General features: G+C 53.4%; 14 protein-coding genes and 1 tRNA gene. 5 read left to right on the forward strand and 10 right to left on the reverse strand.

From position 1 onward, the window contains the following. Positions 1-66: 66 nt before the first annotated feature. On the forward strand, positions 67-1035 hold the full coding sequence (locus FFA38_RS05845) for a sodium-dependent bicarbonate transport family permease (protein WP_138315842.1): 969 nt from the start codon (positions 67-69) through the stop codon (positions 1033-1035). Here FFA38_RS05845 and FFA38_RS05850 read toward each other — a convergent pair. Next, positions 1032-3248, reverse strand: coding sequence for an NADP-dependent isocitrate dehydrogenase (locus FFA38_RS05850; RefSeq protein WP_138315843.1), 2217 nt, complete (start codon positions 3246-3248; stop codon positions 1032-1034). The two genes, FFA38_RS05845 and FFA38_RS05850, sit on opposite strands and share 4 nt — an antisense overlap. 167 nt (positions 3249-3415) lie before the next feature. Then, positions 3416-3497, reverse strand: a tRNA-Tyr gene (locus FFA38_RS05855). A 165-nt stretch (positions 3498-3662) separates the two neighbouring features. Between FFA38_RS05855 and FFA38_RS05860 the strand changes: the two genes are divergently transcribed. Further along, positions 3663-4694 (forward strand): LacI family DNA-binding transcriptional regulator, encoded by a 1032-nt coding sequence (locus FFA38_RS05860; protein ID WP_138315844.1) that lies wholly within the window; start codon positions 3663-3665, stop codon positions 4692-4694. Between the two features lie 35 nt (positions 4695-4729). Continuing rightward, positions 4730-5218 (forward strand): YajQ family cyclic di-GMP-binding protein, encoded by a 489-nt coding sequence (locus tag FFA38_RS05865; RefSeq protein ID WP_138275833.1) that lies wholly within the window; start codon positions 4730-4732, stop codon positions 5216-5218. Between the two features lie 35 nt (positions 5219-5253). On the opposite strand, the gene FFA38_RS05870 is transcribed toward FFA38_RS05865, so the two are convergent. The 4 genes from FFA38_RS05870 to FFA38_RS05885 form a co-directional block, all read right to left on the reverse strand. Then, positions 5254-6510, reverse strand: a complete 1257-nt coding sequence (locus FFA38_RS05870; protein WP_138315845.1) for an MFS transporter — start codon at positions 6508-6510, stop codon at positions 5254-5256. Positions 6511-6520: 10 nt separating this feature from the next. Beyond that, entirely contained in the window at positions 6521-7531 is a 1011-nt protein-coding gene (locus FFA38_RS05875) for a polyprenyl synthetase family protein (RefSeq protein ID WP_138315846.1), read from the reverse strand. Beyond that, entirely contained in the window at positions 7528-8256 is a 729-nt protein-coding gene (gene ubiE, locus FFA38_RS05880) for a bifunctional demethylmenaquinone methyltransferase/2-methoxy-6-polyprenyl-1,4-benzoquinol methylase UbiE (RefSeq protein WP_138315847.1), read from the reverse strand. The genes FFA38_RS05875 and ubiE overlap by 4 nt, the downstream gene beginning before the upstream one ends. Before the next feature lie 63 nt (positions 8257-8319). Next, on the reverse strand, positions 8320-8970 hold the full coding sequence (locus tag FFA38_RS05885) for a hypothetical protein (RefSeq protein WP_138315848.1): 651 nt from the start codon (positions 8968-8970) through the stop codon (positions 8320-8322). Positions 8971-9093: 123 nt separating this feature from the next. On the opposite strand from FFA38_RS05885, the gene FFA38_RS05890 reads away from it, so the two are divergent. After that, positions 9094-10347 carry an isochorismate synthase gene (locus tag FFA38_RS05890; RefSeq protein ID WP_138315849.1) on the forward strand — a complete coding sequence of 418 codons (1254 nt, stop codon included), beginning with the start codon at positions 9094-9096 and terminating at the stop codon, positions 10345-10347. Between the two features lie 5 nt (positions 10348-10352). Here FFA38_RS05890 and menD read toward each other — a convergent pair whose 3' ends face one another. Together menD and FFA38_RS05900 are read right to left on the reverse strand one after the other, a co-directional pair. Then, positions 10353-11939 carry a 2-succinyl-5-enolpyruvyl-6-hydroxy-3-cyclohexene-1-carboxylic-acid synthase gene (gene menD, locus FFA38_RS05895; protein WP_246777897.1) on the reverse strand — a complete coding sequence of 529 codons (1587 nt, stop codon included), beginning with the start codon at positions 11937-11939 and terminating at the stop codon, positions 10353-10355. After that, positions 11929-12213 carry a hypothetical protein gene (locus FFA38_RS05900; protein WP_138275840.1) on the reverse strand — a complete coding sequence of 95 codons (285 nt, stop codon included), beginning with the start codon at positions 12211-12213 and terminating at the stop codon, positions 11929-11931. The genes menD and FFA38_RS05900 overlap by 11 nt, the downstream gene beginning before the upstream one ends. Positions 12214-12251: 38 nt before the next feature. Between FFA38_RS05900 and FFA38_RS05905 the strand changes: the two genes are divergently transcribed. After that, positions 12252-12503, forward strand: coding sequence for a DUF4229 domain-containing protein (locus FFA38_RS05905; RefSeq protein ID WP_138315851.1), 252 nt, complete (start codon positions 12252-12254; stop codon positions 12501-12503). Positions 12504-12589: 86 nt separating this feature from the next. Here the strand turns inward: FFA38_RS05905 and FFA38_RS05910 are convergent, their stop codons facing one another. Both FFA38_RS05910 and FFA38_RS05915 read right to left on the reverse strand, forming a co-directional pair. Next, positions 12590-13732: a mannitol-1-phosphate 5-dehydrogenase gene (locus FFA38_RS05910; protein ID WP_138315852.1), complete on the reverse strand. Its 1143-nt coding sequence runs from the start codon at positions 13730-13732 to the stop codon at positions 12590-12592. Further along, positions 13729-14163, reverse strand: coding sequence for a PTS mannitol transporter subunit IIA (locus FFA38_RS05915; RefSeq protein ID WP_138315853.1), 435 nt, complete (start codon positions 14161-14163; stop codon positions 13729-13731). The genes FFA38_RS05910 and FFA38_RS05915 overlap by 4 nt, the downstream gene beginning before the upstream one ends. Positions 14164-14184 lie beyond the last annotated feature (21 nt).

Genomic DNA, 14184 nt, shown 5'->3' on the forward strand with positions numbered 1-14184 from the left:
AAGTAATTACTGAATAGTTTTTCTTGTATTGTATTTCTTGTCAAATTTTCTCAAGGAAAGAAATGCATGCCGCAAACGCTCGAACTTGCCCTAGCCAACCTATCCTCCCCGCCTGTTCTGGCCTTTGTGCTTGGGCTTTTGGTAGTTGTAATGCGCAGCCAACTTTCGATTCCAAAGCAAATTTTTGACTTTATTTCCATTTATCTATTGCTTGCTATTGGCCTCAAAGGAGGGGTGGCGCTTCGGACAGCTCCACTCAACGAGATCGTTTTACCCCTGCTCCTGTCGATTTCGCTCGGCATCGCACTCCCACTATTGGCATTCGTGGTTCTGCGGCGGATAACCCGCCTAAGCCGGATGAACCGGGGCGCCTTGGCAGCACACTACGGATCAACCTCCCTGGTAACTTTTACGGCCGGCTTGGTTTTTATCGAACAAGCCGGATTAACCTTCGAGGGGTTCTTGCCGTCTTTGCTTGCGGTCATGGAGGTACCGGGGTTGGCTGTTGGAATTCTCCTTGCTAAACAAGGGAGTGAATCACACTCGCTGAAACCCATGATGCGCGAAGTGTTCACCGGTAAGTCAATCGTGCTGTTGGTTGGCGGAATTGCTCTGGGCGCTATCACCGGTGCGACTGGATTCGAAAAGGTTGAGCCGTTTTTCGGCAGCCTGTTTTCTGGAATGCTGACAATCTTTTTACTACAGCTCGGAATTCAAGCAGGCCAAAGCATCCGGAAGGCAAAATCAATGGACATCGGGTTGGTTGCGTTTGCCGTGATGTTTCCGTTTATAGCCGGATCAATCGGTGTCTTTACTGCCCAGGCAATCGGTATGAGTCAGGGTGGATCGATTGCCTTTGGCCTGCTTTGCGGCAGCGCCTCCTACATAGCCGCTCCAGCGGCAGTGAAGTTATCACTGCCCGAAGCAAACCAGGGCTTATTCACAACCGCAGCTCTCGGGGTCACTTTTCCCGTGAACCTGATTCTGGGCATCCCTTGGCTGGCCTGGTTTTCCCAGCAAAACCTCTGGATCTAGAGAGCTGCTAGCGCTTCGTTAAGTGTGACTGAAGGACGCATGGCTTGGTCAACCTTTGCCGCATCTGGACGGTAATAGCCACCGATGTCAACTGGCTTGCCCTGGACTGCAATTAGCTCGTCAACGATCTTGCCTTCGGCGTCAGTCAGGTCTTTTGCCAAGGCAGTGAATTTACCGGCAAGTTCTGCATCAGCAGTTTGCTTGGCCAACTCTTGCGCCCAGTAAAGACCGATGTAGAAGTGGCTTCCGCGGTTGTCGATGGTGCCAATCTTGCGACCTGGCGAGCGGTCTTCCTCGAGGAAGTTTCCGGTTGCGCGGTCAAGCGTGTCGGCCAGAACCTGCGCCTTGGCGTTACCTGTGGTCACGGCAAGGTGCTCAAGTGATGCAGCGAGCGCAAAGAACTCACCTAGTGAGTCCCAACGCAGATAGTTCTCTTCGACGAATTGCTGAACGTGCTTAGGGGCAGAACCTCCAGCACCGGTCTCGAACAAGCCGCCACCATTGAGCAGTGGAACAATCGAGAGCATCTTGGCACTGGTGCCAACCTCAAGGATTGGGAACAAGTCGGTTAGATAATCGCGCAGAACGTTTCCGGTAACCGAGATTGTGTCTAGGCCTTCGCGGATGCGGCCTAGCGAGTACTTGGTAGCCGCTGCCGGCTCCATGATCTCGATAGTCAAACCGTTAGTGTCGTGGTCGGCAAGGTACTTTCTTACTTTGGCGATCAAGTTTGCATCGTGAGCACGAGCCTCATCTAGCCAGAAAATAGCCGGAACGTTAGTGGCTCGGGCACGTGTGACGGCAAGCTTCACCCAGTCACGAACTGGCTCGTCTTTGGTCTGGGTTGCACGCCAGATGTCACCCTGGCCGACTTCGTGTGAAATCAGAACTTCGCCGGCAGCGTTGATTACATCCACGCGACCAGCGGTCTTAATCTCAAAAGTCTTGTCATGGCTGCCATACTCTTCAGCCGCCTGAGCCATAAGGCCGACGTTTGGCACTGAGCCGATAGTTGCTGGGTTGAGTGGGCCGTTCTCAATCACGTCTTCGATGGTGGCCTGGTATACGCCTGCGTAAGAAGAGTCTGGAATTACTGCAAGGGTGTCATCTTCTGAACCGTCGATACCCCAGAGCTTGCCACCGTTGCGAATCAGTGCCGGCATTGAGGCATCCACGATGACGTCAGATGGAACGTGCAGGTTAGTGATGCCCTTATCGCTGTTCACGTAACTAACGCGCGGACCCTGAGCAAGCGCTGAATCAAAATCGGCAGCGATCTCGTCGCCACCAGCAACGCTCGCCAAGCCAGCCAAGATTGTGCCTAGGCCATCGTTTGCGCTTAGGCCGGCAGCCGCAAGAGCTGCACCGTGCTTCTCAAATACCCCGGCAAAGAAAGTCTTCACTGCGTGACCAAACAGGATTGGGTCACTCACCTTCATCATGGTTGCCTTCAGGTGCAGTGAGTAAAGCACGTTGTCGCGCTTTGCCTGCTCGAGTGTCTCAGCCAAGAATTCGTCAAGCGCCGCAGAGTTCATAAAAGTTGCGTCGATGATCTCGCCTTCAAGAACCTTTAGGCCCTTCTTTAGGTCGGTTACTGTGCCATCGAGCGCAGTGTGGCGAATTTCTAGAACATCAGCCTGTGCCAAAACAACCGACTTCTCGTTTGAGAAAAAGTCGTCCTGACCCATGGTCGCCACGCGAGTCTTTGAACCTGCAGCAAATGCTTTGTTTACGTGAGGGTGCTTGCGAGCATAGGCCTTGACCGAGAGCGGTGCTCGGCGGTCACTGTTGCCTTCACGAAGAACTGGGTTTACTGCGCTGCCCTTGACTTTGTCATAGCGGCTGCGAGCATCGCGCTCGGCATCGGTAGTTGGCTCATCGACATAATCAGGAACGTTGTAGCCCAGTGCCTGAAGTTCAGAGATAGCGGCTTTTAGCTGCGGGATAGAAGCCGAGACGTTTGGAAGCTTGATGATGTTTGCCTCTGGTGTCTTGGCAAGTGCGCCTAGCTCACCTAGGGCGTCGCCAACTTGCTGACTCTCGGTGAGCTGGTCTGCAAAGACAGCCAGGATGCGACCGGCAAGTGAGATGTCGCGAGTCTCAATGTTGACGTTTGCTGCAGCGGCATAGGCCTGCACGATTGGCAAGAGAGAAGCAGTAGCGAGCGCTGGTGCTTCGTCGGTGATGGTGTAATAAATGACTGATTCGTTCACGACGCTGTGTCTCCGGTTCTGAATATTTGCAGCTAACCGTTTAAGACTACCCTTTGCTGGATATTCGACTAATTTCCTGGCCACGATTTGAAACTGCCTGCCGCTCACGTGGACAGCGCTTTGAGCCACGAACGCAAAAACCCGCCCTGTTGGGCGGGTTTTTAGTGTGGCTAGTGAGGGATTCGAACCCCCGAAGGCTGAGCCGGCTGATTTACAGTCAGATCCCTTTGGCCGCTTGGGTAACTAGCCAGATGCACCCTCGGCTGCCTGTAATCAGCCAGACGAACGTGCCTGCTTAGTTTAGCCCAATTCTTGGCACGTGGGAAATCGATGCGTCAGTTTGCAAGAGACTCCTGCTTCTGACAATCTTTACCTACCGATTTACATTTTTTCCAATTTTTACAGAGGGTAGACATGGCAGGCATCGAAGACGTTGCAAAACTTGCAGGAGTTTCAACCGCTACCGTTTCGCGCGCCCTAACCGGCAAGGCGCATGTCTCTGAAAAGACTCGTCAAAAGGTAGAGGCAGCCGCGGCAGAACTTGGCTACGTAGCCTCGCACTCGGCCTACACGCTCGCAACTGGGCGCAACCGCAACATCGGTGTAATCATGCCTTACGTTGACCGCTGGTTCTTCTCGACCATGCTCGAGTCGATGGAATCAACTTTGATTGAGCACGGCTACGACCTGACCCTTTACAACTTGAGCGGCGGAAAAATTCAGCGCGAGAAGATCTTCAAGGACTTCTTGGGCCGCAAGCGCGTGGATGCCCTGATTCTGCTAGCGGTGAACCTGAGCGCCGAGGAACTTGAAATCGTGAACCGGCAGAAGCGCCCGGTGCTGGGCATCGGTGGGCACATTGCAGGCGCTCGAAGCCTGGCCATGGATGACTTCAACGCGGGCAAGCTGGCCACCGAACATCTGATTTCTTTGGGCCACCGCAAAATTGCCAACCTTGGTGGCTACAGCGGCTCTGACCTCGAGTTCAACCAAGCAAACCAGCGTACCCTCGGACACTTGGATGCGCTGAAGGATGCCGGAATCAGTCACGTGCCTGCATGGCGAATGGAATGCGACTACACGATTCCGGGCGCATTCTTTAGAACCAAGCAGCTTTTGGGTGACCCTCGAAATGCCCCGACAGCAATCTTCTGTAACTCTGATGAGATGGCGATCGGTGCCATTATGGCCGTCAAAGATTTGGGCCTACAGGTTCCTCAAGATATTTCGATCATCGGAATCGACAACCACGACCTATCGGAGTTCTTTGGACTGAGCACCGTGAACCAGCGTGTTCGCGAACAGGCCAAAGAGGCCACGGTTTGGCTACTTGAACTGCTGAACCAAGCCGATGATGATGCCCGCGAGAACCGCTCTGAGGCAGTCGAGTGGCCGGTTTCACTAATGGTTAGGTCAAGCACGGCCCGCCCGGCGGTAGAGGCCTAAGCGCAGGATGTGCCGACCCTCGGTAAACTGAGGTTATGGCTGACTCAACATTCGACATCGTAAGCAAAGTAGACAAGCAAGAAGCAAACAACGCTCTCATGCAAGCGCAGAAAGAGATTGAATCGCGCTACGACTTTAAAGGCGTAGGTGCAGAAATCGACTGGAGCGGCGAGAAGATTCTGATGAAGGCTTCTAGCGAGGAGCGCGTCAAGGCTGTTCTTGACGTTTTTCAGTCAAAGCTAGTCAAGCGCGGAATCTCACTAAAGAGCTTTGTTGACGGCAAGCCGTACCCATCTGGCAAGGAATACCGCATCGAGGGCGAGCTGAAGAACGGCATCGACCAAGAGCAGGCCAAGAAGATCTCGAAGATCATTCGCGAAGAAGGCCCTAAGAGCGTTAAGTCACAGATTCAGGGCGATGAACTTCGCGTTCAGTCAAAGAGCCGCGATGACCTTCAGGCAACAATGGCGCTGCTGAAGGGCAAAGACCTTGACATCGACGTACAGTTCACTAACTTCCGCTAGGAGTTTGTGAACTGTCGGCACTACACAAATTTTGGTCAGTCTTCAGCTATTGCCATGGCGCCGGTAGCCGGATAAGCCGAAGCTAGTTCATCTCCAACTTTGGCTCGCTTGGCAACTACGCCAGCGATAATTCCGGCTAGCAAGCTAGTGACAATTGGGAAGACAAACGCCAACGTCAAACCAACGTTGAGGGCCAGTGCCCCCATCAAATACTTGGCACCCATCACGGCAATTGAGTTCATGAAACTCATGCGCGCAAGAACTTGTGCGGTATTCAAACCCTTCACGTATCCGGCGGCACTAAAGAACGAAGGAACCATTGGTGCACTGCCGAGGCCCGCAATAAAGAAGAAGATTGTCGCTAGAACCAGTGCCAAGTCTTGATTAGTGTTTGCCAAGGTTGAACTCAAGAAAATTCCAGCCGCAAAGGATGAACCCGCCATCAAAGCGCCAACTCGAGCAACAGAACTGATGTGCCACTTATTGCCGAGTTTGTTTATTGAAAGCCTGCCGATAATCATGGCCGCTGAAAACGCAGCGTAAGGAATTGCGCCGCGACCGGCATCTAGCAACAAGACATTCTTTGAATACACGGCCGACCAGTCCATCATGGCCAACTCCCCAAACACTCCAGCAAACAAACCTGCAGAAAGTAACCACACTTGTCCTGGCATCTTGAAGAACGATGACTTCTTTGCTACCACTTGACCTGTGCCATGGCCATCTTCTTTTGCTACCAGCAAACCTCGGCCAAAGATGATGAGCGAAATTGCACCAAGCCCTGGAACCAACAACAGGTGGATCCAAAGCGGCATGAAGGTTGCCAATATTCCACTCAGCACCGCAGAGATGGTGGCGCCAATGCTCCACGCTGCGTGAAAGCGACCGATGATTACGCGGTTCATTGCTTTTTGAAGAGCAACCGATTGAGAGTTAATTCCAATGTTCAATGCGCTACCACTGAGCGCACCGAGGGCGCTGAAAATCAAAAATGCAATTGGATCATGAGCAAAAATAAGCGCGGCCACCATGAGCGCCTGACCAAAACCACCAACGATAGTTACATCGCGGGTTCCGAACCTTGCAATTAGAGGGGTGGCGAAAAGCAAACCAAGCATGCCACCAAGCCCAGATAGACCTGTGATTAGCCCCCAAACGCCAAAGTTTGCGCCAACTTGCTCAATCAACTCGGGAATTCTAGGGATCTGAGTTACTCCAACAATTCCCTGAATAAAGAAAATTGCAGTGATTGCGTTGCGTGCCTCGTTTGCGCGCGCTTTAGTTATTGCCATTCAATTGCCTTTAGTTGGTGCGTTCTACTACAGCCTGAGCAAATTGCTCGAGCGCTGACTTCACCGAACCGTTCGGCAGCGGTGCCAAAGCATCGATGGCTTCATCAGCCCAACGCTTTGCCTCGAGATAAGAAAGTTCGGCCACCTCATGGCCGCGCAAGCGCACCAGAGCCTCGGCCAACTTTGCATCATCTTCGAGACCTGAGTCTATAAAATCAATCAGGTCAGACGCCACAACGTCTCCGGCAGCAGCAGCCTTGCGCAGCAAAAGCACCGGCAAGGTCGGCACGCCGGCACGAAGATCGGTGCCCGGAGTTTTGCCAGATGGGCCAGCCTCTGAGATGTCAATTACGTCGTCAATCAGCTGAAATGCCACACCGATTTTCTCGCCGAAAACACGCATCGGCTCTTCATATTCCGCTGGCGCACCAGAGAGCATGATGCCCAAACGTGCAGAAGCAGAAATCAAAGATCCGGTCTTATCGGCCATCACCTGGATGTAGTGCGCGGTGGCATCTTCAGATTCACTTGGACCGATGGTCTCGTGCAGTTGACCGAGACACAGGCGCTCAAAAGTATCGGCCTGCAGAGTCAAAGATGCCTGACCGAGGTGAGAACCAACCTGCGATGCCCGAGCAAACAGTAGGTCTCCGGTCAAAATGGCAACCGAATTGCCCCACACCATTTGCGCGGTTGGAACACCGCGACGAGTCGGGGCATCGTCCATTACGTCATCGTGGTACAAAGTTGCCAGGTGCGTAAGCTCAACCACAACGGCAGCATCAAGTACATCCTGTTTAGTGGCATCACCAAGTTGAGCCGCAAGCAAAACCAAGGTTGGGCGCACGCGTTTGCCGCCGGCCTCAACCAGGTGTCGTGCCGAAGCGCCAGCAATTTTGTCGGCGTGAGCAGTTGCTGCCAACAGACCATCTTCGACCAGCTCGAGGCCAGACTCAAGAGACTTCAGTAGCGCGCGGTCGGCTACTTTGCGAAGTTGCTTGGGTAGAGAAATACGGCTCACTTTTTAGCTTTCTTCGGTGCAGTCTTTTTTGCGACTGGCTTGAAGCCGCGGTGAACCGCAACAATGCCAAAGGTTAGGTTGCGGTAGGCCACGTTTTCATAGCCAGCCGCAGAAACCATCAGACCTAAATCGCGCTGGTTTGGCCAGGCCAAGATTGACTCTGATAGGTACCCGTAGGCCTCGGGCGCCTTGGTCGAGATAGCTGAGAACGCAGGCAAAACCCGCTTGAGGTAAAACTCGTAGAGAGGGCGCAGGATTGGATTTGGCACGGTTGAGAATTCGCAAATCACAATGCGGCCACCCGGCTTGGTTACCCGGTACATCTCAGAAAGCGCCTGCTTCACGTCAACTACGTTGCGCAAGCCAAAAGAAATAGTAACCGCGTCAAACTCGGCATCTTTGAAAGGCAGCTTTGTTGCATCAGCAAATACAAATTCAATTTCTGGGTGACGCTTGCGACCAACGGCCAACATGCCCTCTGAAAAATCGCCAGCAACTACCTTTACGCCTTCATCCAAAAAGGCCACTGATGATGCACCGGTACCTGCTGCAAGATCTAGGATTTTCTGGCCACTCTGCGGAAAAACTGATTCGCGAACCACTGATCGCCAACGACGGTCTTGACCAAAAGACAAGAGTGCATTGGTTAGGTCATAGGTTGGGGCCACAACGTCAAACATTGCGGCTACTTCGGCAGGCTTTTTGGCCAAATCTGCTTTGCTCACAGGTCAATCCTACCCACGCTAATTGGCGCTAAATTATGCCGGAATGCCGGCAATACCTAAGGGCTAATCAGATTCGCCGTAGAAATAGTCCTCAGACTTATTCTTTCGGGCACGCACTGCTCGAGTGGTTGCCACAGCACCGAGTGCAATCGCTCCGGCACCCATTGCCACAAGACCAACTTGCGCCTTTTCAATAAACTCGGCGGCCGGCGACTCATGTCGGCGCGAAATATTTTCGAGGTTGATGTTTTGCCCCAATTCGGGCTCTTCCGTCAGGTTGGCTGTCTCAGACTGCACCTGAAACCCACCGCCAACTTTGGGCTTAACCAGTAGCGGCGGCAATTCCATGGCGTCCGCACTGCCGAACCTGGTTCGAAGTTCGTTCAATTCAGATGTGGTGAACGCCAAGCTCTCGTCGATTACGGTGTCCGGGTCATCGACCACCTTTGGGCGCTTTGGTTTTACTGGCCGAACGCCATAGCCCTTTTCGGATTCCTGCTCGTCCTCGTCGACTTCGTCCTCAGATTCATCATCTTCATCCTCAGCCTCGTCTTCGTTCTCTTCTTCGTCTTCGCTAGCAGTACTGAAGATGCTGGAGTTTGGGTTATCGACAGCCGGTACAGCCGGATCAGCAAATGCCGCCTGAGGTGCGACGATGCCGGCCATGACTAGAAACCCAGAGAGCATGATGGCAAGCAACTTAGGCTTACGCATTCTTACCCTCCTTAACGGGCTTAGGATTTTTGAGACGGTGTATTCCAAAGATACCCAGCGCCATCGTGGCATTCCAGCCCATTCAGCAGGTTCACAGATAACGCTCAGCATAGAAAGGTCGGCATGAAACTTATAGTTTCGACCGTCGAGCTTGCCAATGCCCCGCAGAATCTTTTGGCCCAACTTCCCGAAAATCCACTCACTTTTATTCGTGAAAATGGCGGCATTATCGGTTTCGGTCAGAGCACCCGATTGGTTGCTGCGGCCGGAAAAAACAGATTTGAAGATTTGTCTCAGCAATGGAAGACCCTCGTCGCCGAGGCAACCATCACCGACCCGATGCAAATTCCTGGAACCGGTCTGGTGGCCTTTGGGTCATTTGCTTTCTCTGACAACAGTGAGACCCCGAGCGTTCTGATTGTTCCGCGCATGGTTTTGGGGCTTCGAGATGGCCGCGGCTGGCTGACCAGCATCGCAGTTGCAGGCGAGGCCGACGGCAACTCAAGTACCGCAGATGGCGATGACGAACTTACTTGGCCAACACCAACCAGCTACTTACCAAACGAGCCGATTGCCTTTGTGTCTGGCGCGGTTTCGGCCGAAAAATTCAAGAGTTCGGTGGCTCAAGCGGTTGAAAGTATTACTGCTCACAAACTCGAAAAAGTAGTTTTGGCCCGCGACTTGGTTGCCAAACTTCCTTCGGCTTTTGACATTCGTCCGGCACTGGTTCGGTTGGCCGAAAGCTACCCAACCTGCTGGGTGTATTCGGTAGACGGCACCTTTGGGGCCTCGCCAGAACTATTGGTAAGGGTTTCTCACGGACAAGTTTCTGCTCGAGTGCTTGCCGGAACCGCGGGCCGCGGAACGGATCCGGGCGTTGACCAGGCAATTGCGGCAGCCTTGGCCAGCTCGGAGAAAAACAAAAACGAGCATGCCTTCGCAGTGAACTCACTCGTGGCATCGCTCTCGCCTTTTTGTGAGCGGGTCGATGCCGATGCAAAGCCGTTCAGCCTGGCTCTGCCAAACCTTTGGCACCTAGCCAGCGATGTTCACGGAGTTTTGCACGAAGAGGCATCGGTGTTGGACTTGGCAGCAGCACTGCACCCAACAGCCGCAGTAGCCGGAACTCCCACCGAAACTGCGCGCGAATTGATTGATGAACTAGAGGGCACCGATCGAGGCCGTTATGCCGGACCAGTTGGTTGGATTGGTGCGGATGGCGACGGCGAGTGGGCAATTGCACTTCGTGGGGCACAGATTTCAGGGCGCCAGATTCGCGCATTTGCCGGCTGCGGAATTGTGGCGGCATCAGACCCGGCAGCTGAGTTGGCGGAGACTGAACTCAAGTTCCGCCCAATTCGCGAGGCGCTCGCCTAGGCAATCTATGCCAGGCGGACGTCTACCAGTACGCGGCCAGTTATAGCCAGGGCTGCATCGAGTTGCCCAAGATTTTCAACCCGCTCGTAGGCCCAACCATAGGCCTGAGCCAAGTGCCACAAGTCAACTTCTTGAGGCGTTGTAAAGAGTCGATCAAAAGTTTCGGTATCGAGAGTTTTTGCCATTTCCAAGCCACCGAAAATGCTGCCGCCGTGGTCATTGCCGACAATCACTTGAATGTTGAGGTCACCATCGCGAGGATCGATGTTTAGCGATCCCGCATCGTGCAAGAGCGTAAGGTCGCCTAGCAGCACTCGGGTTGTGCCCTCACGCTCAACCAAAGCAATACCCACACCGGTTGCCACCGTGCCATCGATTCCGGCAAGACCGCGGTTTGAAAACACCCGGATGGCCTTAGCGGGAGCATGCGTATCTGCCTCACGAATCAACCTTGAGGCTCCAAGCAATAGTTGGTCAGCACCCTCGGTTACTCGCCAAACGGCCTGAATTAGCGCTCGGCGATCCAGAGCATCGGTGTTGGCTTCAACGACTGCGATGTGCTCGTGGTCGGCCCGGCGCCATGCTTCAAGCCATTCAAAATCCACTTCATCGTCAACGGTGATTTCATCGACGGTGTGCGCTGCCCTCCGACTGACATCAAAGTGACCCATCGTCTTGCTGCGAACAACAACAACCTCGATGTCCTGGTTATATAGCAGGCGAATCGCAGCACGGCCGAGGGTTGGCTTGCCGAAAACAATTACGCGGCCAATCTGGCTGGCAAGGTCGGCGTTTTGCTCAAGCAAATTGCGGTATCCCAAGATGGCATTCGCGCCCATTCGTGCACCAGAAGATGGCTCGGCAAACAACGGCCAGCCAAATGCTTCGGCAAGTTCCACTGCGTCTGAACTGGCTCCGGCTCCGGCCATAACCACAGTTGGGCGCTCGGCAGAAAGCATGGCAAACTCCGGGTGCGGTTCAAAAATGTTTGGAAGTTCGATCCTCGGATTCAACTCTGCAGCATTTGGCTCGACGGCCGAAAGCGGTTCGCGGAACGCCAGGTTCAACTGCACCGGACCGGGCTGGTCACCGTCGTAGCCCATAGCTACAGCGATGGCGTTGGTTGCCAGGGTGGCAGCCTCGCGAATTTCACCGTCGTTGCCATTTGGTGCGGGTACGTCAACGCATTCACGAACGGCATCGCCAAATATTCCGATTTGATTGGTGGTCTGATTTGCACCAACACCGCGTAGCTCGTGCGGGCGGTCTGCTGCCAACAGAATCAGTGGCACGCCCGAGTGGCTTGCTTCAAGCACGGCCGGGTGCAGGTTGGCAACTGCTGTTCCAGAAGTTGTAATTAGCACCGATGGCTCGCCACTGATTAGCGCCGAACCAAGTGCAGTGAAGCCCATTGATCGCTCATCAAGGCGAACGTGAAGTTTGATTTTGCCAGCTGCGGCAAGTTGACCAGCAGCTATTGCCAATGCCTGCGAACGAGCCCCGGGGGCCAAAAAGAAATTTTGAACGCCAGCCTTGGCCAGCGCAGCAAGAAGATGCGCGGCAAAAACCTGCGCTGGTGAACTACTGGTCACGCTTGTCGCTCGGGTCAGAGTCTTTGCCGTCTTGCGGGTCGGATGAGGCTTCTGGTTCAGCCGAGCTGACATCCTGATCGGGCTTAGCCGCCGCAGGGGCATCCTGGTCTTTCAGCTTCTTGGCGAGGTCGCGCAAAAACTGTGGGTCGTCATCTGGGGCGGTGGTTTTATACTTTGGGGCACGCTTCTTTTCGAGCACGCGACTAATTGCGTAGGTGGCACCGAAAATAATCAAGATGCCCGCAGCTACTGCGACAAAAACCAACCACTTCATGATTTAACTCTAACCACCTTGAAACTTAGACTTATTCCATGAAGAACCCATGGATCCTTTACATCACCATTCGCGTCGGCCTATTTGCCGTAATACTTGCCATCATGCTGATGGTTGGTTTTGACCCATTCTTCTCAGCTCTGATTGCAGCCGTTGTCTCACTGGCCATCTCATTGATTTTCTTCAACAAGCAGCGCAATGCGGTTTCTGAGGCCATCTACAAGTCAATCGATAACCGCCGCAAGAATGTCGGCGATAAAGATGCAGATTCTGAGGATTCAGCCTCCTAATTAGCTCCCTTAATTAGCTAATGGGGTCTTCGTCTCAACATCGAAGACCCCATTGCTTTCACAAGTCATAAGGAAGCACTAGAGAACTAATAGGAGTAATTCTGTTGTTTCACTTTTTCAACGAGACTTGTGAGTTCTGCTGCCAGAGGGTGCGATGGGTCGATCCCCATTACCTCCCTGACAAAAACTTCTGGCTGCTCTGAAGCTAGTTTTGAGTGCAAGATGGCAACGCCGGGGTCTGAGGCATCCTCAAAGAACAAGGCCGATTCAATGGCCTCAAGCAAAGCGACAGGCGTTTGCCCGTATTCCGCAAGGTAGGCGGCCGGACCAACCAATCGATCGTGGCGAGCTAGTTTTCTAGCAGGTTCTCGACCGACTCTAATCACCGGGTCGTCTAATTCAGGATTCGTGAAGCGCTGCACGGTTTTTTCAACGTACTTTTTGTGGTCCTCTGCCGTGAACCCATGACGTTTCATGAGTACCTGACTTGTTTCACCGAGTGCACGCCACATGACGTCGCAAACTTTAGTGTCCGAAGCGGCCTGCACAATGGTTTCTAACCCGTGCCGTTGACCAACATAAGCAAGTGTCGCGTGACCGGTATTTACTGTAAAAAGTTTGCGTTCAATGTACGGCGCTAGGTCTGAAACAAACAAAGCCCCCGGAATGTTTGGAGCACTATCGGCCAACGATGAAGAATCAATAACCCATTCGCTGAACGATTCCACCAGCACATTTAGACCTAGCCCCGGCTTTTGCGGCGGCACAATTCTGTCTACGGCGGTGTTTGCAAAGAGCGCCTTTGAGATCACTGCAGGATCGAGCTGCCCCAATTCTTGCTTCAGGTTGTCGGTAGCCCGAATGGCGTTTTCGCAAGCCATCACCACCAATGGTTCGCTGGCGTCGCGAAGGTTTAGACCGGCAACGATGAGTGGAGCCAGGAACTTGAGAACATTTGGCCCAACAGAAGTCGTAAGAATATCTGCGCCGGCGATTGCCTTGGCCGCCTCATCAAATTCGGTACTCGAATTTAGCGCAGTGAAATTTGCAATCGTATGTGTCTTTGCGCCAACGCCAGTTTCAATAACCTGATAGGACTCTTGGTTCTTGAGCTCCTGGACAACGTCAGCGTTGACATCAAGGAAGCAGATTTCAAAACCCGCCTCGTGTAGCAGTTGTCCGATGAATCCTCGACCGATGTTTCCGGCGCCAAAGTGAACTGCAATCATGCAGCGGCCTGCTCGGCAAAGATTTCTCGAACCTGCTCTTCGGTCGATACCTTGAGCAATTTCTCAACGGTCTCAAGCTCACTGAAGACCTGGGCAATCTGCGCCAAGGAATCCATGTGGGTGCCGTCTTTTCCGGCGATGCCGATCACAAATCGGACTTCGTTGCCATCCCAGTCGATTGGCTCCTCGTATCGGACAATCGCAAGCGCCGAGTGAAGAACCTCGGCCGCACCTTCGAGTGTGCCGTGCGGAATGGCTAGGTAATGCCCCATGTAGGTAGAAACCGAGGATTCTCGGTCAAACATCGCATCGCGGTAGCTAGGTGTGACGGCTTTTGCGTTGATCAGCATTTCTGCGACTTCGCTGATGGCCTCGTCACGCGACTTGGCCACGCCCACCAAACGAATCAATTCGATTGCTTTATTTGACACTTAGAATCCTCGGTTCCTTGA

The sequence above is a fragment of the Rhodoluna limnophila genome, assembly GCF_005845365.1.
Classification (GTDB): domain Bacteria; phylum Actinomycetota; class Actinomycetes; order Actinomycetales; family Microbacteriaceae; genus Rhodoluna; species Rhodoluna limnophila.